The organism is Bradyrhizobium sp. LA2.1 (genome assembly GCF_040547725.1).
In the GTDB taxonomy this organism is placed as follows: Bacteria; Pseudomonadota; Alphaproteobacteria; order Rhizobiales; family Xanthobacteraceae; genus Bradyrhizobium; species Bradyrhizobium barranii.
Map to the genome: position 1 here is coordinate 1 of NZ_JBEPQI010000023.1, position 20854 is coordinate 20854.

A 20854-nucleotide genomic window follows, 5' to 3' on the forward strand; every position below is an offset into this window, starting at 1 on the left:
TCGCCCACTGGGCGTCAGTCAAAACGAATCGGTCCATCTCAAGCTTGAATCACAATCAAGCTCGAATGAGAATCCTGAATCCAAACAGGCCCTAGGACGGCCGGCTCATCCGGCGCCTGAAACAGGCCGAGATGATACGTCACTGGACAGATTGGGCATAGTCGCGCTAACCACCGGAAAACTGAGCGACTTCAACACATAATCAGACCTTCTTGATGAGTCAGATTGCTTGATGAGTAAGATTGATCCCACCGCACGGGTCGCGGACGGCGCCGTGATCGGCGAGGGTACCGAGATCGGACCCTTCTGCATCATCGGTCCGAATGCCGTGATCGGCGCCAACTGCAAGCTGATCGGACAAGTCACGGTCATCGGCCACACCTCGATCGGCGACAGCTGCGTGATCTCGCCCTTCGCGGTGCTGGGTGGCGCGCCCCAGGATCTCAGCTACAAGGGCGAGCCGACCAGGCTGGAGGTCGGCTCCGGCTGCACCATCCGTGAAGGTGCGACGATGAATGTCGGCACCATCAAGGGCGGCGGGCTGACGCGCGTCGGCAACGGCGGCTACTTCATGAACAACAGCCATGTCGGCCATGACTGCATGGTCGGCAACAACGTGATCTTCGCGACCTCGGCGACGCTCGGCGGCCACTGCGAGATCGGCGATTTCGTCTATATCGGCGGCCTGTCGGCGGTGCATCAGCTCACGCGCATCGGCCCGCAGGTGATGGTCGGCGGCCTGTCGGGCGTGCGCGACGACATCATTCCGTTCGGCCTCGCCAACGGCCAGTATGCGGCGCTGGAAGGTCTCAATCTCATCGGCATGAAGCGGCGGCAGTTCACCAAGCAGCGGCGGGCGACCGTGCAATCGTTCTACCAAAAACTCTTCCACGGCCCCGGCACGTTTGCCGAGCGGCTCGCGGCGGCCCAGCCGCTCGCGAGCGAAGACCCCGCGATTGCCGAGATCCTCGACTTCATCGGCAAGCGCAAGCATCGCCCGATCTGTCTTCCCGCCATCGAGAAGTGATTTCGGGATGGCCGCGGGCATGACATCGGCGGCTTCGGAGATTTCTTCGCCGGTCGGCGTCGTCGCCGGCGGCGGCGCCATGCCGTTCGCGGTCGCCGATTCGCTTGCCGCGCGCGGCATCACGCCGGTGCTGTTCCCGCTGCGTGGCGCCTGCGATCCGACGCGGGTGGAGCAATTCCGCCATCGCTGGATCTCGGTCGGCCAGCTCGGCCGTGCCATGCGGCTGTTCCGCGAGGAGGGCTGCCGCGATCTGATCTTCATCGGCACATTGGTGCGGCCTGCGCTGTCCGAAATAAGGTTCGACGTCACGACACTGCGCCTGCTCGGCAACGTCATCCGCGCCTTCCGCGGCGGCGACGATCATCTGTTGTCCGGCGTCGGGCGCATTCTCGAGCAGGGCGGCTTTCGCATGGTCGGCATCAAGGATGTCGCGCCGGATCTGCTGATGCCCGAGGGCTGCATCAGCCGCGCCTGGCCGAACGACAACAGCAAGGCCGACATCGAGCGCGGCCGCGCGGTGCTGACCGCGCTCGGCCCGTTCGACATCGGCCAGGCCGCGGTCGTGATCGACGGCCATGTGGTGGCGATCGAGGATATCGAGGGCACCGACGCGCTGCTCGCGCGCGTGGCACGCCTGCGCGAGGAGGGGCGCATCCGCGCTGCGACAGGACGCGGGGTGCTGGTGAAGGTACCGAAGAGCGGGCAGGATTTGCGCTTCGACCTGCCGACGATCGGCCCGCGTACCCTCGAGGGCGTCGCTCGCGCCGGACTGGCCGGCATCGCCGTCGTCGCCGGCAACACCATCGCCGCCGAGCCGCAGGCGATGATCTCGCTCGCCGACGCCAAATATCTCTTCGTCATCGGCCTGCCGGCGTGATGCAGAGCCGCGATCCCAAGCGAAAGATCTTCCTGATCGCGACGGAGGAATCCGGCGACCGGCTCGGCAGCGCCTTGATGAAGGTGTTACGCCAGCGGCTCGGCGACGGCGTGCAGTTCGTGGGCGTCGGCGGCCGGACCATGGCGCGCGAGGGGCTCGAGACGCTGTTTCCGATCGAGGAGCTGTCGATCGTCGGCTTCGCCGCAGTGGCGCAGCAATTGCCGAAGATATTGCGGCTGATCCGCCAGACCGTGGACGCCGTGCTGGAGGCCGCGCCCGACGCGCTCGTCATCATCGACAGCCCCGATTTCACCCATCGCGTTGCCCGCCGCGTGCGTGCGAAGAATCCCGCGATCCCGGTCGTCGACTATGTCTCGCCGCAGCTCTGGGCCTGGCGGCCCGGGCGGGCGCGGACCATGCTCGGCTACGTCGATCATGTGCTTGGCCTGTTGCCGTTCGAGCCGGAGGAATACCGCAAGCTCGGCGGGCCGCCATGCAGCTATGTCGGCCATCCCCTGATCGAGCAATTGCCGTCGCTGCGCCCGAACGCGGAGGAGCAGCGGCGCCGTGATGCCGAGCCGCCGGTTCTGCTGGTGCTGCCCGGCAGCCGCCGCAGCGAGATCAGGCACCATCTCGACGTGTTTGGCGCGACGCTCGGACGGCTCCAGGCCGAAGGCCGCGCCTTCGAACTGAAGCTGCCGACCATGCCGCATCTCGAAGCCACCATCCGCGAAGGCATCGCGAGCTGGCCGGTCAAGCCGCAAATCGTGGTCGGCGAGACCGAGAGGCGCGCCGCGTTCCGAACCGCGCGCGCGGCGCTGGCCAAATCCGGCACCGTGACGCTGGAGCTCGCGCTGTCCGGCATTCCGATGGTGACGGCCTATCGCGTCGGCGCGATCGAAGCCTTCATCCTGCGCCGCGCGATCCGCGTCTCCTCGGTAATCCTCGCCAATCTCGTGATCGGCGAGGATGTCGTTCCGGAGTTCTTGCAGGAGGACTGCGTACCGGAGAAGCTGACGCCGGCACTGTCGGAGCTGCTCACGGACACGCCGCTGCGCAAACGACAGGTCGAAGCGTTTGCTCGGCTCGACACCATCATGTCCACCGGCAACAAGTCGCCGAGCGTGCTCGCCGCCGACATCGTGCTCGCGACGATGCGCAAGGGGCGGCGGAGCTAGGCGAGGCCGCCATCGACCCGAAAACACTGGCTGGTGATACGCTGGCTCTCGTCCGATGCGAGAAACAGCGCCATGCTGGCGATGTCCTCCGGCGTCACTGCATCGGGAACGGCCTGGCGGGTGCGCAGCTCGGAGATCTTCTGCTCGTCCGGAAACCAGAGCCGGCGCTGGCGCTCGGTGATCACCATGCCGGGCGCGATCGCGTTGACGCGAATGCGGTCGGGGCCGACTGACCTGGCCAGCGAGTTGGTGAAGCCGACGATCGCCGCCTTCGCCGTGGCATAGACCGGCAGCGCCGGCGCGCCGCGGATCCACGCCACCGACGACATGTTGATGATCGAGCCGCCGCCGCGCGCCTGCATCTGCGGCACCACCGCCTGGGCCGCGAAGAAGACGTGCTTGAGATTGACGCCGATCGTCCAGTCGAATTCGGCCGGCGTCACCTCGGCCAGCACCTGACGCTGGTCGTTGGCGGCATTGTTGACGAGGACTGCGGCATCGCCGAGCGATCCGTGCACCTTCGCCATCGCAGTGCGCAAGGCGTCGATGTCGAGGAGGTCGCAGGGCACAAACAGGGGCGTGGAGCCGGATGTGGCTGCGACATCCCGCACCAGCGCTTCGCCGGCGCTCGCATCGATGTCGAGGAAGGCGACGCGGGCGCCCTGGGTCGCGAAGGCGCGTACGAAGACGGCACCGATGCCGCTGGCGCCACCGGTGATCAACACCACGCGGCCGGCAAGGCTGGGATAGATGGTTCGGGTCATGCGATCAGCCGCTCCGTTTCGGGGTCGAACAGGCAAATGCGCCGCGTGTCGAGCGCGAAGGTGGCTGTCGCGCCGGGCGCGGGACGGATATCCGGGGTGATGCGCGCCAGCGCAGTCTCGCCGCCGAGACGCAGCAGCACGATTGTCTCGGCGCCGGTCGGCTCGATCATCTCGACCGGCGCGTCGACGAGGACGGGCGCCTCGCCGGAAAAGACACGGCTGGCCTCGGCGATGCATTCCGGCCTGATCCCGACGACCACCTCGCGGCCGACATAGGGCGCCGCCCCGTCGTGCCCATGCAGGCGCAGACGAACCTCGTCCGGTCGCCCCGCGCCGATCACGGCTATCAGTCCGCCACTATCGGCCTCAAGCCGCCCCGGCATGGTGTTCATCGGCGGCGAGCCCATGAAGCGGGCGACGAACAGATTGGCCGGATAACGGTAGACGGTGTCCGGATCGGCGAACTGCTGCACCACGCCCCGATGCATCACGGCGATGCGCGTTGCCATCGTCATCGCCTCGATCTGGTCGTGGGTGACATAGATGATGGTGGCGCCGATGCGCTGGTGCAGCCGCTTGATCTCCATCCGCATCTCGACGCGCAGCTTCGCATCGAGGTTGGAGAGCGGCTCGTCGAACAGGAAGAGCAGGGGATCGCGCACCAGCGCCCGGCCCATCGCCACGCGCTGGCGTTGCCCGCCGGACAGCTGCGACGGCTTGCGGCCGAGCAGGGGCTCGATCTGGAGGAGGCGCGCCACATTTGCCAGCGCCTTCTCCTGCTCCGCCTTCGGAACGTGACGGCATTCCATGCCGAAGGTGATGTTCTGGCGCACCGTCATCGACGGATAGAGCGCGTAGGACTGGAACACCATGGCGATGTCGCGATCCTTGGGCGGGACGTCGTTGACGACGCGTCCGCCGATCTCGATCGTTCCGTCACTCGGACGATCGAGCCCGGCGACGATGTTGAGTAGGGTGGACTTGCCACAGCCTGACGGCCCGACCAGCACGGTGAACTCGCCGCTCTCGATGTCGAGGTTGATGCCCTTCAGCACCTCCAGATTGGCGTAGCGCTTGGACAGGGTGCGAATGCTCAGTGCTGCCATGACGACCCCATCATTTCACTGCGCCGGCGGTCAGGCCGCGCACGAAGTACCGTCCGCCGAGGAGATAGATCAACAAAGTGGGTAGCGCCGCGATGATCACCGCGGCGCTCTGCACGCCATGCTGCGGAATGTCCGCAATTGCGGCAGAGAGCGCGATGAGCGCGGCCGTGACGGGCTGCTGCTGGCCGGTGGTGAATGTCACGCCATAGAGGAACTCGTTCCAGATATGCGTGAACTGCCAGATCACGGTGACGATCAGAATAGGAGCCGAGAGCGGCAGGATGATACGCCAGAAAATACGAAAGAACCCGGCGCCATCGATGCGTGCGGCCCTGATCAATTCATGGGGGATGGCGACATAGTAGTTTCGGCAGAACAGCGTGGTGAAGGAGAGCCCCTGGATCGTGTGAATCAGCACGAGGCCCGTCAGCGTGTTGATGAGACCGGTGTCCCGCAGCACGATGGTCCAGGGAAGCAGGCGCATCTGCTGGGGAAGGAAGAGGCCGAGGGTCACGATGCCGTAGATCCAGCTATCGCCGCGAAAGCGCCAGAGCGACACGGCGTAACCGGCGACGGCGCCGAGCAAGGTCGAGAAAATTGTCGCCGGGATGGTGACGAGCGCGGAGTTCAGCATGTACGGCCGGATGCCGGCGCAGGTCTCGGCGACGCAGAAACCGCTCCAGGCCTTGGCGTAGTTGCTCCAGGCCAAATGCTGCGGCCAGCCGATCATCGAACCCTGCGCGATCTCCTCGTTGGTGCGGAGAGAGTTCAGGACGACAACAACGAGTGGCGCCAGATAGGCCGCAGCGAACAATGTCACGACGAGATAGATCAGAATTCGGCTCGGTGCGAAGCTGCGGTCACGCATGGGTGGCCTGCCTTCGCTGGACATAACGCCACGCCGCATAGGGTAGCAGCACCGCAAGCAGAATGAGCAGCATGAGCACCGCCGCCGCGGCGCCCCGGCCGAGCTGGCTGCGCTGGAACATGAGGTCGTAGACGACAAGGGCCGGCAGCTGGGTCGCGATTCCCGGCCCGCCATTGGTGAGCGCACGGACGAGGTCGAAGGCCGAGATCGCGAACTGCAACTGGACGACGACGACGGTGATGGTGATCGGCCAGAGCGTCGGCAGAATGACCCGCCAATAGGTTCGGATCGGTCCGGCGCCGTCGATCTGGGCGGCCTTGATGATGTCGGAATCGACGGAGCGAAGGCCGGCGAGGAAGAGCGCCATGGCGAAGCCCGACGATTGCCAGATCGCGGCAATCACGATTGTCCAGATCGCCATGTCGCGGTCGATCAGCCAGTCGAACCGGAAGGAGGTCCAGCCGAGGTCATGGACGAGCTTCTGGATCCCGATGCCGGGATTGAGTAGCCAGCTCCAGACCGTGCCGGTGACGACGAACGACACCGCAAGCGGATACAGGAAGATGGATCGCAGCACATTCTCGCCGCGAATGCGCTGATCGAGCAGGATCGCAAGCATAAGGCCGGTGATCAAGCTCAGCAGCACGAAAGCACTGCCGAACAGCAGCAGATTGTCGAAAGCGATCTGCCAGTTCCGGGACGCCAGGACGGAATTGTAGTTGCGCAAGCCGACCCACCCCGACACCGGAATAAGGGTGGATGGCGTGAACGAAATCCAGATCGTCCAGATCGAAAACGTAATGAGATGCGCTGCGGATAGAAGCAGCGGCACCCAGATCATCAGATATTCAGGCAGCCGGCGCACCGTTTCAGCGGTCGCCGACCGGCCCGGTCGCGTTGCTGTCGAGACGGCGTCGGTCAACGCGCGCCCTCGACGGCCTCGGCGAGGCGGGTAACGGCCTCCTCCGGCTTGATCGTCTTGTTCTTCGCGTACTCCGTGAACACGTCGATCATCGCAGCCGTCAGGCCGTTTTCCTGCGCCATGTTGTGCGCGAGGCTCAGCACGGCCTGATTGTTGGCGACGGCATTCTTCAATGCGGCCGCGGTCGTCCGTTGACCATCCGACCAGCCTTCACCGGTCAGATCGACGTCGGTGCGCACGGGGATCGATCCCGTGATCTGCGAGTACATGGTCTGGATCGCCGGATCCATGACGAGCTGGGCCATCAACATCTGGCCGGCCTGCAGGTCGGCCTCCTTGCGCTGCCAGAAGATGAAGGCATCGGCATTCAACAGGAACACCGGCTTGCCATTATCGCTGGGGCCTGGCGCGATGATGAAGTCGTCGAGCTTGAAGCCGGCGTTCTTCAACACGCCCTGTGCCCATCCGCCCATGATGAGCATGCCCATGTCGCCGTCGATGAAGCGCTTCAAATTGACGGCATAAGGTTGGGCGCCGACATTGGGGTCCATCCACTCGGTGAGCTTGCGCATCTGTGCGAAGGCGGCTTTCATCTCGGGACCCTCTAGGGCCTTCTTGTCGAGATTCATGCAGGCGGCGCGGTATGCCGTCGGGCTGATGCCGGCGAGGGACGCCTCGAATTTTTGACCATCGTCGGCCCGGGTGCCGCCGTTAGCGAAGGGATAGGTCACGCCGGCCGCCTTCATCTTCTCGGCGAGCGCATTGAAATCCGCCCACGTAACAGGCGGCTTGTCGGCCTTTGCCTTGTCCAGCGCACGCTTGGAGAGGAACAGCATGTTGGTGCTGTAGATCTGCAGCGGCAGCGCGATCCACTTGCCGCCGGGCTTGTGCAATTTTGCGAGGTCCGGCGCGACGACCTTTTCGTAGCCGGCGGCGGCGACCACGGCGTCGAGGTCGACGGTCGGAGCGATCTTCGACCAGGCCGCAATCTCCGGGCCCTTGAGCTGCGAACAGGCCGGCGGATCGCCGGCGATGATCTGGGCGCGCAACTTGTTCATCATCTCGGTGGTGAAGCCGGGGACCGGCGAGTGCTGCCAGACGCCGCCTTTCTCCTCGAATTTCCTGCCGAGCGCGGTGATCGCCGCCCCATCGCTGCCTGCGGACCATTGCGAGATCGCGGTCAGGCGCGGCTTGGCCGCGCCTTGCGCGCGGGCGAATGCCGGTAGTGCGAGTGCGGCCGCGGATCCAGCGAGCAGACGGCGTCTTGTTGTCGTGATCGGCATGGCAGTTCCTCCCGGTGTGAACTTTCTTGGCGCGTTGAGCCACGCGGCTCAGGGCATGTCAGGCGGCCTCCGTCGAAGCCGCGGGCATCCCGCCGCGGCTGGCGAGACAAAAGGCGGCGAAGGCGAGAGCTGCTTGCGGATCGTTGCCGTTCGAGGGTGGCACGAAGGCGAGCGACACCTGCGCCAGTTTCCGCCCGCCGAGAAGGCAGGCGTCGATCCCATCGACCACCGCTTTCCGATCCTCTTCAGAGAGAAGCGACGGCCAGCCGCTGATCGCGACGCCGTTGCATGGCTTTACGTTGAGCGTGTTGCCGATCGAAAGGCCCAGCCGGAACAGGCGCTGGCGCAACTCCTGGCGCATTCGCGACGAGCGCGGGATCGTGCTCACCCACTCGCTGCCAAGCTGGAGCAGTTCGGCCTCAGTTGCGCCGAGGAGCTCGGCGAGGGCCGGAAGCGACGTGTAGGCCTCGACGCAGCCATGGTGACCGCAGCGGCAGCGCGGCCCGTCGGCGTTGAACACCATATGGCCGAGCTCAACCGGCTGCGGGGCATCGGCCTCAAGCGGATCGTCCATCCAGGCGCCGGCAACGCCCTGGCCGACGAAGACGAAGAGATGTGCGCCGCTGAAGGGATAGTCCTGCGTACGGCAGCGGTGAAACGTGGCGTGTGCGACCACCGAGTTGGTGAACTCGACCGGCACGCCGGCAAACATTCCGCCGAGCATGTCGCCGATGCGTTCGACGTCGCACGGAATGATCGGATTGCCCGCGGCGCTCAGGCGGCCGAGGCCAGGAATGGTGATGCCGATCTGCGCAAGACTGATGCGGCGGCGGCGCGTCCAGTCGCGCAGCAAGGTGAGGGCTTCGCGGAACACCCGGCCGACGGTCTCGACGGTCGGCTTCTTCAGCAACGGAACACGCTCGGTGTAGTGCATTTCGCCCGACATGCCGCCAACGCCCACGCTGAGCCACTGGCCGGTCAGCTCGAGGGCCGCGAGCGCCACGGAACCATCGAGCGACACGAGGCCTGTCGGACCGCCGACATAAGGGGCAGGGCGCCGGACTTCCTCGATCAGGCCTTCGGCTTTCAGGTCAAACAGGATGCGCGACAGGCTCGCCTCGGACAGCCGCACGGCCTTGGCCAGCGGCGGCCGGAACGAGCCGCCGGACTGGAGCAAGTGAGTCAAAATGGCAGCGCGCGTCTGCCGCCGACTTCTCGGCTGCTCCGGCATTTCCATCCCTGTCGTCATTCTTACTTAGTGTAAGAATTTGCGCGCGGAGCGTTTCGACTGTCAAGCGATTGCGGACGCGATGAGTCGACTAGTTGTTGTGCGTGGCAGCAAGATGAGGCGAAGAACCGATCAAGCTTTCGGTGCGGTGCCTTCGGCCCACTCCGGTAATTCGGCCTTCGGGTCGTACCAGTTGGCGGAATCCGCTCGCCAGATGTGCATCTCGGGCCGTTCTGCGATCGGTGTGTCGAGGCAGCCCATCCGCAGCAGGACCCTGTCCTTGCCCTCGCGCGAAGCGACGATGTGCGAGCCGCATTGCGAGCAGAAATAGCGGGTTTTGCCGGGCGAGGATTCGAAGCCGCGCAGCAAGTCTTCGCCCTTGATCCAGCGGAAGCGGTCGCGCGGCACGTTGGTGACGGTGGAGAAGGCCGATCCGTGCGTCTTGCGGCAGGTCTGGCAATGGCAGTGCATGATGGTGCCCGGGGGCGCGTCGACTTCGTAGGCAACTCCTCCGCAGAGGCAACTTCCGTTCAGCATCGGGTTCTCCGTATCGGTAGGGTGGGCAAAGCGCAGCGTGCCCACCGTTTTTGTCTCGCTCGCGGAGAGGTGGTGGGCACGCTTCGCTTTGCCCACCCTACGGGCCCCAAAAACAAAAACGGCGCCATCGCAGGATGGCGCCGTTTCCAAAAGCCCTAAGGCCGATCTTACTTCCGGTCCTTGATCGCGACGTAGTCGCGGCGGGTGACGCCGGTGTAGAGCTGGCGCGGACGGCCGATCTTCTGCTGCGGGTCCTCAATCATCTCGCTCCACTGGCTGATCCAGCCGACGGTGCGGGCGACCGCGAACAGCACGGTAAACATCGAGACCGGGAAGCCCATCGCCTTCAGCGTGATGCCCGAATAGAAGTCGACGTTCGGGTAGAGCTTGCGGTCGATGAAGTACTGGTCGCTGAGCGCGATCTTCTCGAGCTCGAGCGCCACCTTCAGCATCGGATCGTCGCCATGGCCGGTCTCCTTGAGAACGGCATGACACATCTTCTGCATGATCTTGGCGCGCGGATCGTAGTTCTTGTAGACGCGGTGGCCGAAGCCCATCAGGCGGACTTCGCTATTCTTGTCCTTCACCTTGGCGATGAATTCGGGAATCTTGTCGACCGAGCCGATCTCGGCGAGCATCGCGAGCGCGGCTTCGTTGGCGCCGCCATGCGCCGGGCCCCAAAGGCAGGCGATGCCGGCGGCGATGCAGGCGAACGGGTTGGCGCCGGAGGAGCCGGCGATGCGCACCGTCGAGGTCGAGGCGTTCTGCTCGTGGTCGGCGTGCAGGATGAAGATCTTGTCCAGCGCATCAGCGAGCACCGGATTGATCTTGTACTCCTCGCACGGCACGGCGAAGCACATGTGCAGGAAGTTCTCGGCGAACTTCAGCGAGTTCTTCGGATACACGAAGGGCTGGCCGATCGTGTATTTGTAGGCCATGGCCGCCAGCGTCGGGATCTTGGCGATCATGCGCATCGACGCGATCATGCGCTGCTTCGGATCGTTGATGTCGGTGGAGTCGTGGTAGAACGCGGCGAGCGCGCCGACGGAGGCCACCATCACCGCCATCGGATGGGCGTCGCGGCGGAAGCCCTGGAAGAAGCGGGCCATCTGCTCGTGCACCATCGTGTGATGGATCACGCGGTCGTCGAAATCCTTCTTCTGCGCGGCGGTCGGCAGGTTCCCGTAGAGCAGGAGGTAGCAGGTCTCGAGGAAGTCGCCGTTCTCGGCGAGCTGCTCGATCGGATAGCCGCGGTATTCCAGCACGCCGGCGTCACCGTCGATATAGGTGATCTTGGACTCGCAGCTTGCGGTCGAGGTGAAGCCGGGATCGTAGGTGAACAGCCCGGACTGGGCGTAGAGCTTGCCGATATCGACGACATCAGGCCCGACGCTGCCGCTGTGGATCGGGAGATCGTAGTTCTTGTTTCCGACCGTCAGCGTGGCGGTCTTATTGCTTGCTTTTGCGTCCATCAGAGGTCCCCGATGTGTGGTGAAACGGGCCGGACCCGGAAGGCCCCAATGACTTGGTGGGGCAGGCCGGATATTCCAGAAGGTACGGGTGAGATGGGTATATTATTGCTGTGTGCGCTGCAAGATCGCCGCACGCATGGTCGACTTACGTCGTAGCCTGGTCCTTGGCCTAGTCCTTGGCCTGGTCCTTAAGCCGGCCCAGGCTTTCCTGGCGTCCCAGCACGTCCAAAACCTCAAAAATACCAGGCGATGTCGACCGTCCCGTCAGCGCTGCCCGCAACGGCTGGGCGACGGCGCCGAGCTTGAGACTATTTTCCTCGGCAAAGGCGCGCAGCGCGGCCTCCGCATTCGCCGCACTCCATATCTCGACTTTCTCCAGCGCGGAATGAAGCTGGCCGATCAGCTTGCGGTTCTCGGATGTCAGCAGCGCTGCCGCCTTGGGATCGAGCTCCAGCGGCCGGTCGGCGAAGATGAAATAGGCGCTGTCGATCAGCTCGATCAGCGTCTTGGCGCGCTCCTTCAGGGCCGGCATGGCCTTGAGAAGCTGCGCCCGCGTGGTGTCGTTTAACTTGGCCTTAAGCTCGTTGCGGCTGGGCACGACGTGGTCGAGCACGTCCTCGAACATCTTCACGAGTGATTGATCGTCGGCGTGGCGGATGTAGTGGCCGTTGAGGTTTTCGAGCTTGGCGAAATCGAAGCGGGCGGCGGCGCGGCCGACGCTGGCGAGGTCGAACGCGGCGATCATCTCCTCGGTCGAAAAGATCTCCTGATCGCCATGGCTCCAGCCGAGACGGACGAGATAATTGCGGAGCGCGGCCGGGAGGTACCCCATGGCGCGGTAGGCATCGACGCCGAGCGCGCCGTGGCGCTTCGACAGCTTTGAGCCGTCCGGACCGTGGATCAGCGGGATGTGGGACATGCTCGGCAGCGCCCAGCCCATGGCGTCGTAAATCTGCTTCTGGCGGGCGGCGTTGATCAGATGGTCGTCGCCGCGGATGACATGGGTGACGCCCATGTCGTGGTCGTCCACGACCACTGCGAGCATGTAGGTCGGATTGCCATCGCCGCGCAGCAGGACGAGGTCGTCGAGGTTCTCGTTCTGCCAGACCACGCGGCCCTGAACCTGGTCCTCGATCACGGTCTCGCCGGTCTGCGGTGCGCGCAGGCGGATGGTGGGCTTGACGTCGGAAGGCGCGGTCGCCGGGTCACGGTCGCGCCATAGGCCGTCATAGAGGCGGGTGCGGCCCTCCGCGCGCGCCTTCTCGCGCATGGCGGTGAGCTCCTCTGCGGTCGCGTAGCAGCGATAGGCCTTGCCGTCGGCGAGGAGCTGCTCGGCGACCTCGCGGTGGCGGGCGGCGCGGCTGAACTGGTAGATGACGTCGCCATCCCAGCCGAGCTCCAGCCATTTGAGGCCGTCGAGGATGGCGCCGATCGCAGCCTCGGTGGAGCGCTCCCGGTCGGTGTCCTCGATCCGGAGCAGCATCTTGCCGCCGTGCTTCTTCGCATAGAGCCAGTTGAACAGCGCCGTGCGGGCGCCCCCGATATGGAGGAAGCCGGTCGGGGAGGGAGCAAAGCGGGTGACGACGGAGGAGGTCATTCTTGGCAGGGCCTATGCATTGGAGGCGGTGGTATATAGCAGGACCGGAGCATAACTAAAGCCCGGCAGCGGGCACCTAAGCTCTTGGCTCAGCCAAGCGAATTTGGCAGAAGGGCCGCTGATTTCCCTACAGGATTTTCGTAATGACAGAACCGGTGGCGAACGAGGTTGGGCGCGATTTCATTCGTGACATCATCCAGGCCGACCTCGATCAGGGCAAGTACAAGGAGATCGTGACCCGGTTCCCGCCGGAGCCGAACGGCTACCTGCATATCGGCCACGCCAAGTCGATCGCGCTCAATTTCGGCATCGCCCAGGAGTTTCCGGGCCGCTGCCACCTGCGCTTCGACGACACCAACCCGGTCAAGGAAGAGCAGGAATACATCGATTCCATCCAGGCCGACGTGCACTGGCTCGGCTTCGACTGGGGCAAGAACCTGTTCTTCGCCTCGGACTATTTCGACCGCCTGTATGAATGGGCGGAGAAGCTGATCCGCGACGGGCTCGCCTATGTCGACGACCAGACCCAGGAGGAGATTCGCCTCGCGCGCGGCACGCTGACCGAGCCCGGCAAGAACTCGCCGTTCCGCGACCGCAGCGTGGACGAGAATCTCGACCTGTTCCGCCGCATGAAGGCCGGTGAATTCCCGAACGGCGCGCGCGTGCTGCGGGCCAAGATCGACATGTCCGCGGGCAACATCAACCTGCGCGACCCCGTGCTGTACCGCATCCTGCATGCGCATCATCCGCGCACCGGCACCAAGTGGTCGATTTATCCGAGCTACGATTATGCGCACGGCCAGTCGGACGCGATCGAGGGCATCACGCACTCGATCTGCACGCTGGAGTTTGAGGACCATCGGCCGCTCTACGACTGGTTCATCGAAAAGCTGCCGGTGCCGTCCAAGCCGCACCAGTACGAAATGGCGCGGCTCAACCTGACCTACACGCTGCTGTCCAAGCGCGTGCTGACCCAGCTAGTCCGCGACGGTCATGTCGCCGGATGGGACGATCCGCGCATGCCGACTGTAGCGGGGATGCGCCGCCGCGGCGTGCCGCCCGCAGCCTTGCGCGAATTCGTCAAGCGCATCGGCGTTGCCAAGGCCAACAGCGTCGTCGACGTCGGCATGCTGGAATTCTGCATCCGCGAGGAGCTGAACCGCACGTCGCAGCGGCGCATGGGCGTGCTGCGACCGCTCAAGGTGGTCATCGAGAACTATCCGGAAGGGCAGACTGAAGAGCTCGAGGCGATCAACCATCCCGACGATCCCTCGGCCGGCACGCGCAAGATCACGTTCGGCCGCGAGCTCTATATCGAGCAGGACGACTTCATGGAGAACCCGCCGAAGAAGTTCTTCCGCCTGTCGCCGGGCAACGAGGTGCGGCTGCGCTACGCCTATTTCGTCAAGTGCACCGGCGTGATCAAGAACGACGCGGGCGAAGTGGTGGAGCTGCGCTGCACCTACGATCCCGCGACCAAGGGCGGCAACGCGCCCGACGGCCGCAAGGTCAAGGCGACCATGCACTGGCTGCCGGCGGCGACGTCGGTGCCGGCGGAGATCCGCATCTACAACCAGTTGTTCTCCAACCCGAGCCCGGACGCCTCGAACTTCGCGGCCGATCTCAATCCGCAGTCGCTGGAGATACTCTCCAACGCGCGGATCGAGGCATCGGTTGCGGAAAGCAATTCGACCGAGCCGATGCAGTTCGAGCGTCAGGGCTATTTCGTGCGCGACAAGGACTCGACGCCGGGCAAGCCGGTGTTTTCGCGCACCATCGGCCTGCGCGACACGTTCGCGAAGGAAGTCGCCAAGGGCTGAGGGGATTGGGCCTATGAGCAGTGAAGCCGACGCCATCGTTTCCGCCATCATCGCGAAATGGTGCGCCGGCTTCGCGACGCTCGATGCGGCCGCGCTGTCGTCGCTCTATGCGAAGAACGCGTTCTTCTTCGGCTCGAATCCAAGACTCTATCGGGGCAGGGACGGCGTCGCCGACTACTTCAACGGCCTGCCGCGCTGGCGCCAGCCGAGCGCCGTGTTTTCCGAGGTGCGCGCCGCGCAAGCCAACCCGGACCTGATCAACATGGCCGCGATCGTGTCGTTTGACCTCGCCGGCGAGAGGGCGGAGTTCTCGGTCAAGATGAGCTGGGTCATCCTCCGCGAGGACGGCGACTGGAAGATCGTCAATCACCATGCCTCGTCGCGCGCGCCGTTGATCTAGCCGTCGCGCTACTCCGCCTCTCTCGTCATTCCGGGATGGCCCGAAGGGCCAGGCCCGGAATCCATAACCCCGGCTTGTGGTTATGGATTCCGGGCTCGCGCCAAGTGGCGCGCCCCGGAATTGCGATAGCAACGAACGCTGCCCCCGCGCGTTGGGGTGGGTCCAACAAGGAACCCACCATGCAGAACATCGCAGAGCATATGGAAGTCATCGGCGCCGATGGCGTCCACATCGGCACGGTCGACAAGGTCGAGGGCCATCGCATCAAGCTGACCAAGAAGGACAGCGGCGAGGGCAGCCACAAGGGCCACCATCACTTCATCGACAAGGGCCTCGTCGCCGGTGTCGAGGGCAACAAGGTCCGGCTCTCGGCGAAGGCGGACGTCGCCGTGACGATGGAAGAGGAAAAGTAGGGGGACCTTCGCTCCGTTCCTGATCCGTACCGCTATTCGCGTAACCACACGTTCCGGTAGCCTCCAGGCCGGTCGCGTATCGTAAGGTGCAGGGAATGGCGGAGCCGGGCCGACCAGTTCGGTCCCAGGGGATCGCGGGGACTTGGATCGCGGGGACTTGGCCCGTCGGCCGAGCTGCATCCGCGGGCGGCCTCGTGCCGGCAGGGTTCGACCTCTGGACGTCGCTGGCCGGGACCCTGCGCGAATGGGCGCGCGCCGAGGCCGGCGCCGGGCGATTGTTGCCGTGGGTGCCGGTCGCGTTCGGCGGCGGCATCGCGCTCTACTTTGCCGCCGATCATGAACCGGTGCTGTGGGTCGTTGCCGCAACGGCCATCGCGCTCACGCTTGGCGCCGTGCTGTTGCGGCGGAGCCGGTTGTTTGCGCCGGCGATCATGATCGCGGCGGTCGCGGCCGGTCTTGCCACGGCGACCTGGAAGACCGCGCGGATCGCGCACACGGTGCTGGCAAAGCCGCTTTATTCCGTCTCGCTGTCGGGCTTCGTCGAGACCCGCGACATCCGTGAGCGCACCGACCGTTTTGTCCTTCGCGTCACCGCGATGGAGGCGCAGCGCAGCGACGTCAAGCTCGAGCGCGTGCGCCTCTCCGTGCGCAAGGGGACTGCGCCCGAGGTCGGCAGCTTCGTGCAGTTGAAGGCGCGGCTGTTGCCGCCGTTGTCGCCGGTGCGCCCCGGCAGCTATGACTTTTCGCGCGACATGTTCTTCCAGGGCATCGGCGCCTCCGGATTCGTGATGGGCACGATAGCGGCATCGGTGCCGCCGGATGCCGGTGGCTTGCGGCTGCGTTATGCCGCCTTCATGCAGGGTCTGCGCGATGCGATCGACGCGCGCATCCGCGCCACGCTCGAGGGTGACAACCGGGCGATCGCGACCGCGCTGCTCACGGGCCGGCGCGATGCGATTACCACGCCCGTCAACGACGCCATGTTCATCTCGGGGCTCGGACATGTGCTCTCGATTTCCGGATATCACATGGCGGTCGTCGCCGGCGTGGTCTTCTTCGCGGTGCGCGCGCTGCTGGCGTTGATCCCTGGAATGGCGGCCGGCTTTGCCATCAAGAAATGGTCGGCGGCCGCGGCACTGGTCGCAGCCGCGTTCTATCTGCTGCTGTCGGGCGCGGAGGTCGCGACGCAAAGATCGTTCTTCATGACCGCGGTGGTGCTGATCGCGGTCATGGTCGATCGCCGTGCCATCACCTTCCGCACGCTGGCGGTGGCCGCGCTAATCGTGCTCGCGGTCGCGCCGGAAGCGCTGGTGCATCCAAGCTTCCAGATGTCGTTCGCAGCAACGCTCGGACTGGTGGCGCTGGTGCAGATCGGCATGCCGAACTTGTTTGCGTCGCCAGATCATTCCGCGACCGCGCGGATTGCAATGTGGGGCGGGCGCGAGATCGCGATGCTGTTCCTGGCCTCGCTGATCGCGGGGCTCGCGACCACGCCCTATGCCGCCTTCCATTTCCACCGCGTCACCCCGTTCGGCGTGCTCGCCAACCTCGGGGCGATGCCGGTGGTCTCGGCCCTGGTGATGCCCGCGGGCCTGTTGGGCTTGATTGCAGCGCCGTTCGGACTCGATGGTCCGTTCTGGTGGCTGATGGGGATCGGCATCGACTGGATGGTTGCGGTGTCGCGCTGGGTGGCCGCTTTGCCGGGCGCGATCGGCCGTATCTCGGCTTTCGGCATCGCACCGCTGATCGCTGCAAGCTTGGGGATCATCGTGATGGGCTTGTTGCGCACGCCGTTGCGCTGGGCCGGCGCGGTGGTGTTGTTGGCCGCGATCCTCTGGGGACTGTGCGCGCGGCAGCCCGATGTCCTGATCGCCGGTGACGGCCAGAGTGTCGCGGTGCGGGGCAGGGATGGGCACCTGCAACTCATCAGGTCGAGCAAGGACAGTTTTCTTCTGAAGGAATGGCTCGCCGCCGACGCCGATCCGCGCGACGCCGGCAGTGCCTCTCTGGCCGCCGGCGTGTCGTGCGACGAGGCTGGCTGCGTCACGCCGCTCGCCGACGGGCGCCTGGTCGCGCTGGCCTTGCGCATCGATTCATTGGCTGACGATTGCAGCCGGGCCGCGCTGGTGGTGACGGCGCGGCCGGCGCCGCCGGATTGCGCGGCGATGGTTGTCGACCGTCAGCGTCTCGCAAGGCAGGGCGCGCTGGCGCTGACGCGAAGCGGCGACGGCTTCGCGGTTCAGGCGGCGAAGGCAAGGGGGGCAGACCGTCCGTGGTCGCCGGCGGCGGCCGGCGAGGCGGATTTCAGCGCGAGCCTTGCGCCGCAGGCGGCGGCTCCCCGCAACCGCGACGCGACGCCATCGGAAGCGGACCTGCAGGCTGAGGATTGAGCGGACGGGTTACAGATACCAGGCCAGCACGGCGTCGAGCCTGGCATTGCCGATCACCGGCAGGACGACCATCTGGCTCAGTCCAGAGGCGCTGGCCTGCGAGGCCGCGACCGAGCCGTCACGCGCGAGATCGTCGTTGAGCGCGGGCATGCCGGTGGCCCAGGCCCCGCCGATGCTGCCTTCGCCTTTGGCGATGGATTTCGTCGCATAGAGCGCGGCGAGGTCGGTCTGCGCGCTGCAATCGCCGGTGCGGAAGACCAGCGCCGAACGGGCCTCGTCCGGGACCCAGATCTCGAAGCGTCGCGCAATCGGGGTCGCCTGCGCCGAGAGAAATGTCAGCACCCAGGTCTGATCGGTGCCGGTCCAGTAGGGAACGCCGACGCCGAGATTGATTCCGACCTTGGCGGCGTCCTCCCAGCGCAGAAAACTCCTGGCATCGTGCAGGTCCTTGATGATCAGCGGCAGGCCGGCTTTCCAGATGCGGCCTGGAAGGCCGAAGCCGCGCGGAAATCTGGTGTGGCGGGAGTTGAATTCGAACATGTCGGCGGTGCCGTAATAGCCGTCGACGAGCCCCATCTCGTGGGAGGTTTCGGCATCGTTGTGCCAGAGCTCGATCGCGCCGACATGGGCCTCGTCGTCGCCGCAGAACAGCACCATGACGGCTTGCAGGAATTCGCCCGAAAACACGGGCACCGCCACGCCGCAGGTCAGCCCGGCGGCGATGGCCTGATCGGTCCGCTTGAAATAGGAATCGGTGAATCTGGTGAGGATCACGGGGTGGCCGCCGGCCCAGGCCTTGCCGGGAAGTCCCTCGTCATATCCGAAGTGCAGATCCTCGCTCACGTCCCTAAACGCGGACAACCCTTCGCCGTAGAGGCCGCCGCCGAATTCCAGCCGCATGCGCGTGCGGTCAGGCACCCAGAGTTCAACGACGCGAATGAAGGTCTTCATCGAACGTGCCCGCCGTCTCAAGTCGCACCAAGCATCGGCCATTTGGCTGCGGAACGGACGTTCAAAATTCAGGCAGGACAGCGCAAACTTCGTGCGGTGGGAGACGCCACGGCTTGGTCCGCCCGATGGCGTTTCGCGGGACACAAACGACACCATCTCGCCGGCCTCGGCCGGCGATGGCGATTTCAATCCTGGCCCGACCTGCCGGCCGGGAATGGCTGCATCAGCCGATCGGCAGGCGGGTGATGGTTGTCCGGCTGTCGGTGATGGTCTGCGGCTTGTGCTCGCGCTCGCCGAGCGGCTGGGTCACCGGTAGCTGCAGCACGGTCGCACGCTGGCCTTCGACCAGCTGCGTCACCAGCACGGATTTGCCGTCGGGGAATTCGATCGCATCATGATGGCGATCGGGAATGTGCGGATCGATCTTGCCGAACTTGCCGACGCGCGAATTGACGGTGCGCGTCCAGATCCAGCGATTGTCGTAGCGGACGTTGTCGGCGAAGGCGAGCTCCGTCCCCGGGAGCAGGCAGACCGCGACGGTCGGATCGGCCGCGGAGGCAAAGCCGCGCGTCGAGGTGCCGCGGAAGGTTGTCGTGACGATCGTCTCGCCGACTTCGGCGGGACGCGACGCGACGGCATGCAGGCTGTAGTCACACATCGGGTGCTCCTCATGCAGGGATAGCGACCCACGTCTCTTAATCGAGGCGCAGGCCTCTATCAGAGTGGAAATACCAAACGTTCTGCCGGGTTGTAGGCAAATCTACGGCTCGCCGCCGCAGGCCGCAATCACATTAACTTTCCCGAATCCACCAGGAACAAAGCCCGCCCCTTTGCATTCTGCAGGCGCGTGTCAGCGCCCCGCAGGCGCCGACCAGCCGGAATATTGCCAGCCCGGCCGCGACGGTTGGCCGACGGCGTCGAGGGCCCTGCGGACTTGCTCGCCTACGGCGGTGTCCTTGCGGACATGGGGCCGCGATTGCGCGGCCAAGGCTTGCACGGCCAAGGCTTGCACGTCCAAGGCTTGCGACGCTGATGCTGCGATCAGCGCCACAGCAATTGTGCTCAGAACGATCCGGCGCATGACTTCTCCTCGAACCTGAAGGCCGCGAAGCAGGGCTGCTTCGTGCGGCGTGCCGAGGATTTACCGCTGGAGGAGGGGCCGGATAATCTGCGCGAAACCAGAAAGACTATCCAGCGGAAGCGGACAATCGTCCGCTCCAATCTCGGATCGGCGATGCCGATCGAAAGCGCGCGGGGCGCGAAATGACCAATACCGGCGCGTCCGGTATCAATACTTCCGGTACAGCCCGATCAGCTTGCCCTGGATCTTCACCCGGTTGGGCGGGAGGATGCGGACCTCATAGGCGGCGTTGGCGGGCTCGAGCGCGATCGAGGCGCCGCGGCGGCGGAAGCGCTTCAGGGTTGCTTCCTCGTCGTCGATCAGCGCCACCACGATATCGCCGGTATCGGCGCTCTCGTTGCGCTGGATCAGCGCCATGTCGCCGTCGAGAATGCCGGCCTCGACCATGGAATCGCCGCGCACTTCGAGCGCGTAATGTTCGCCCGAGCCGAGCATGTCAGGCGGTACGCTGATGGTGTGGCTGCGGGTCTGCAAGGCCTCGATCGGCGTACCGGCCGCGATGCGGCCCATCACGGGGACCGCGACGGGGCGCTCGCCCTCGTCCGCCGGTGGGCTCGAAGTCGTGCGGACCTTGCCGAGATTGCCTTCGATGACGCTCGGCGTGAAGCCGCGGCGGCTGCCGGCAGCGGCCTGAAGCTCGGGCAGCTTGATCACCTCGATGGCGCGGGCCCGGTTGGGCAGGCGCCGGATGAAGCCGCGCTCCTCGAGCGCAGTGATCAGGCGATGGATGCCCGATTTCGAGCGCAGGTCGAGCGCGTCCTTCATCTCATCGAAGGAGGGCGGCACGCCGCTTTCCTTCAGCCGTTCGCTGATGAACCGCAGGAGCTCGTATTGTTTGCGCGTTAACATCTCGACCAAAATCCCCCGGTTGATGTCGTTC

General features: G+C 65.2%; 21 protein-coding genes. 8 read left to right on the top strand and 13 right to left on the bottom strand.

Annotation, left to right across the window (positions count from 1 at the left end; translation table 11 throughout):
• From ABIB95_RS34150 to lpxB, 4 genes are all read left to right on the top strand, one after another.
• Nucleotides 1–202, top strand: a 202-nt coding sequence (locus ABIB95_RS34150) for a hypothetical protein (RefSeq protein WP_354246053.1), incomplete at its 5' end; no start/stop codon positions are given.
• Between the two features lie 30 nt (nt 203–232).
• Nucleotides 233–1027 (top strand): acyl-ACP--UDP-N-acetylglucosamine O-acyltransferase, encoded by a 795-nt coding sequence (gene lpxA / locus ABIB95_RS34155; RefSeq protein WP_354246056.1) that lies wholly within the window; start codon nt 233–235, stop codon nt 1025–1027.
• 19 nt (nt 1028–1046) lie between these two features.
• Complete coding sequence (locus ABIB95_RS34160; RefSeq protein WP_071917423.1) at nt 1047–1904, top strand: LpxI family protein; 858 nt, start codon at nt 1047–1049, stop codon at nt 1902–1904.
• Nucleotides 1901–3082, top strand: coding sequence for a lipid-A-disaccharide synthase (gene lpxB, locus ABIB95_RS34165; RefSeq protein WP_354246058.1), 1182 nt, complete (start codon nt 1901–1903; stop codon nt 3080–3082). Before ABIB95_RS34160 ends, lpxB begins: the two co-directional genes overlap by 4 nt.
• Here the strand turns inward: lpxB and ABIB95_RS34170 are convergent.
• From ABIB95_RS34170 to gltX, 9 genes are all read right to left on the bottom strand, one after another.
• The gene (locus ABIB95_RS34170) at nt 3079–3846 is read right to left on the bottom strand and encodes an SDR family NAD(P)-dependent oxidoreductase (protein ID WP_354246060.1); all 768 of its coding nucleotides are present in this window, start codon (nt 3844–3846) and stop codon (nt 3079–3081) included. The two genes, lpxB and ABIB95_RS34170, sit on opposite strands and share 4 nt — an antisense overlap.
• A complete protein-coding gene (locus ABIB95_RS34175) occupies nt 3843–4952 on the bottom strand; it encodes an ABC transporter ATP-binding protein (RefSeq protein ID WP_354246063.1) in 1110 nt (369 codons plus the stop codon). Before ABIB95_RS34175 ends, ABIB95_RS34170 begins: the two co-directional genes overlap by 4 nt.
• Before the next feature lie 10 nt (nt 4953–4962).
• A complete protein-coding gene (locus ABIB95_RS34180; protein ID WP_014494951.1) occupies nt 4963–5820 on the bottom strand; it encodes a carbohydrate ABC transporter permease in 858 nt (285 codons plus the stop codon).
• The gene (locus ABIB95_RS34185) at nt 5813–6742 is read right to left on the bottom strand and encodes a carbohydrate ABC transporter permease (protein WP_085404578.1); all 930 of its coding nucleotides are present in this window, start codon (nt 6740–6742) and stop codon (nt 5813–5815) included. Before ABIB95_RS34185 ends, ABIB95_RS34180 begins: the two co-directional genes overlap by 8 nt.
• The gene (locus tag ABIB95_RS34190) at nt 6739–8025 is read right to left on the bottom strand and encodes an ABC transporter substrate-binding protein (protein ID WP_208087084.1); all 1287 of its coding nucleotides are present in this window, start codon (nt 8023–8025) and stop codon (nt 6739–6741) included. The genes ABIB95_RS34185 and ABIB95_RS34190 overlap by 4 nt, the downstream gene beginning before the upstream one ends.
• A gap of 58 nt (nt 8026–8083) precedes the next feature.
• Complete coding sequence (locus tag ABIB95_RS34195) at nt 8084–9262, bottom strand: ROK family transcriptional regulator (RefSeq protein WP_208089447.1); 1179 nt, start codon at nt 9260–9262, stop codon at nt 8084–8086.
• A gap of 123 nt (nt 9263–9385) precedes the next feature.
• Nucleotides 9386–9835 (bottom strand): GFA family protein, encoded by a 450-nt coding sequence (locus ABIB95_RS34200; protein WP_354246067.1) that lies wholly within the window; start codon nt 9833–9835, stop codon nt 9386–9388.
• A gap of 122 nt (nt 9836–9957) precedes the next feature.
• Nucleotides 9958–11262, bottom strand: coding sequence for a citrate synthase (gltA, locus tag ABIB95_RS34205; protein WP_071913479.1), 1305 nt, complete (start codon nt 11260–11262; stop codon nt 9958–9960).
• Nucleotides 11263–11431: 169 nt separating this feature from the next.
• Complete coding sequence (gene gltX, locus ABIB95_RS34210; protein ID WP_354246070.1) at nt 11432–12859, bottom strand: glutamate--tRNA ligase; 1428 nt, start codon at nt 12857–12859, stop codon at nt 11432–11434.
• A 143-nt stretch (nt 12860–13002) separates the two neighbouring features.
• Between gltX and ABIB95_RS34215 the strand changes: the two genes are divergently transcribed.
• The 4 genes from ABIB95_RS34215 to ABIB95_RS34230 all read left to right on the top strand — a co-directional run bounded on the left by ABIB95_RS34215 (nt 13003) and on the right by ABIB95_RS34230 (nt 17882).
• Entirely contained in the window at nt 13003–14679 is a 1677-nt protein-coding gene (locus ABIB95_RS34215; RefSeq protein WP_354246073.1) for a glutamine--tRNA ligase/YqeY domain fusion protein, read from the top strand.
• A 13-nt stretch (nt 14680–14692) separates the two neighbouring features.
• On the top strand, nt 14693–15079 hold the full coding sequence (locus tag ABIB95_RS34220) for a nuclear transport factor 2 family protein (protein ID WP_354246075.1): 387 nt from the start codon (nt 14693–14695) through the stop codon (nt 15077–15079).
• A gap of 179 nt (nt 15080–15258) precedes the next feature.
• Entirely contained in the window at nt 15259–15492 is a 234-nt protein-coding gene (locus ABIB95_RS34225; protein WP_028149639.1) for a DUF2171 domain-containing protein, read from the top strand.
• A 95-nt stretch (nt 15493–15587) separates the two neighbouring features.
• Entirely contained in the window at nt 15588–17882 is a 2295-nt protein-coding gene (locus ABIB95_RS34230) for a ComEC/Rec2 family competence protein (RefSeq protein WP_354246077.1), read from the top strand.
• Nucleotides 17883–17891: 9 nt separating this feature from the next.
• On the opposite strand, the gene ABIB95_RS34235 is transcribed toward ABIB95_RS34230, so the two are convergent.
• The 4 genes from ABIB95_RS34235 to lexA form a co-directional block, all read right to left on the bottom strand.
• Nucleotides 17892–18833 carry a GAF domain-containing protein gene (locus ABIB95_RS34235; RefSeq protein WP_354246080.1) on the bottom strand — a complete coding sequence of 314 codons (942 nt, stop codon included), beginning with the start codon at nt 18831–18833 and terminating at the stop codon, nt 17892–17894.
• Nucleotides 18834–19056: 223 nt separating this feature from the next.
• Nucleotides 19057–19491: a hypothetical protein gene (locus ABIB95_RS34240; RefSeq protein ID WP_063983046.1), complete on the bottom strand. Its 435-nt coding sequence runs from the start codon at nt 19489–19491 to the stop codon at nt 19057–19059.
• Between the two features lie 192 nt (nt 19492–19683).
• Complete coding sequence (locus ABIB95_RS34245) at nt 19684–19914, bottom strand: hypothetical protein (protein WP_354246083.1); 231 nt, start codon at nt 19912–19914, stop codon at nt 19684–19686.
• Nucleotides 19915–20121: 207 nt separating this feature from the next.
• Nucleotides 20122–20823, bottom strand: coding sequence for a transcriptional repressor LexA (lexA, locus tag ABIB95_RS34250; RefSeq protein WP_014494969.1), 702 nt, complete (start codon nt 20821–20823; stop codon nt 20122–20124).
• Between the last annotated feature and the right edge of the window lie 31 nt (nt 20824–20854).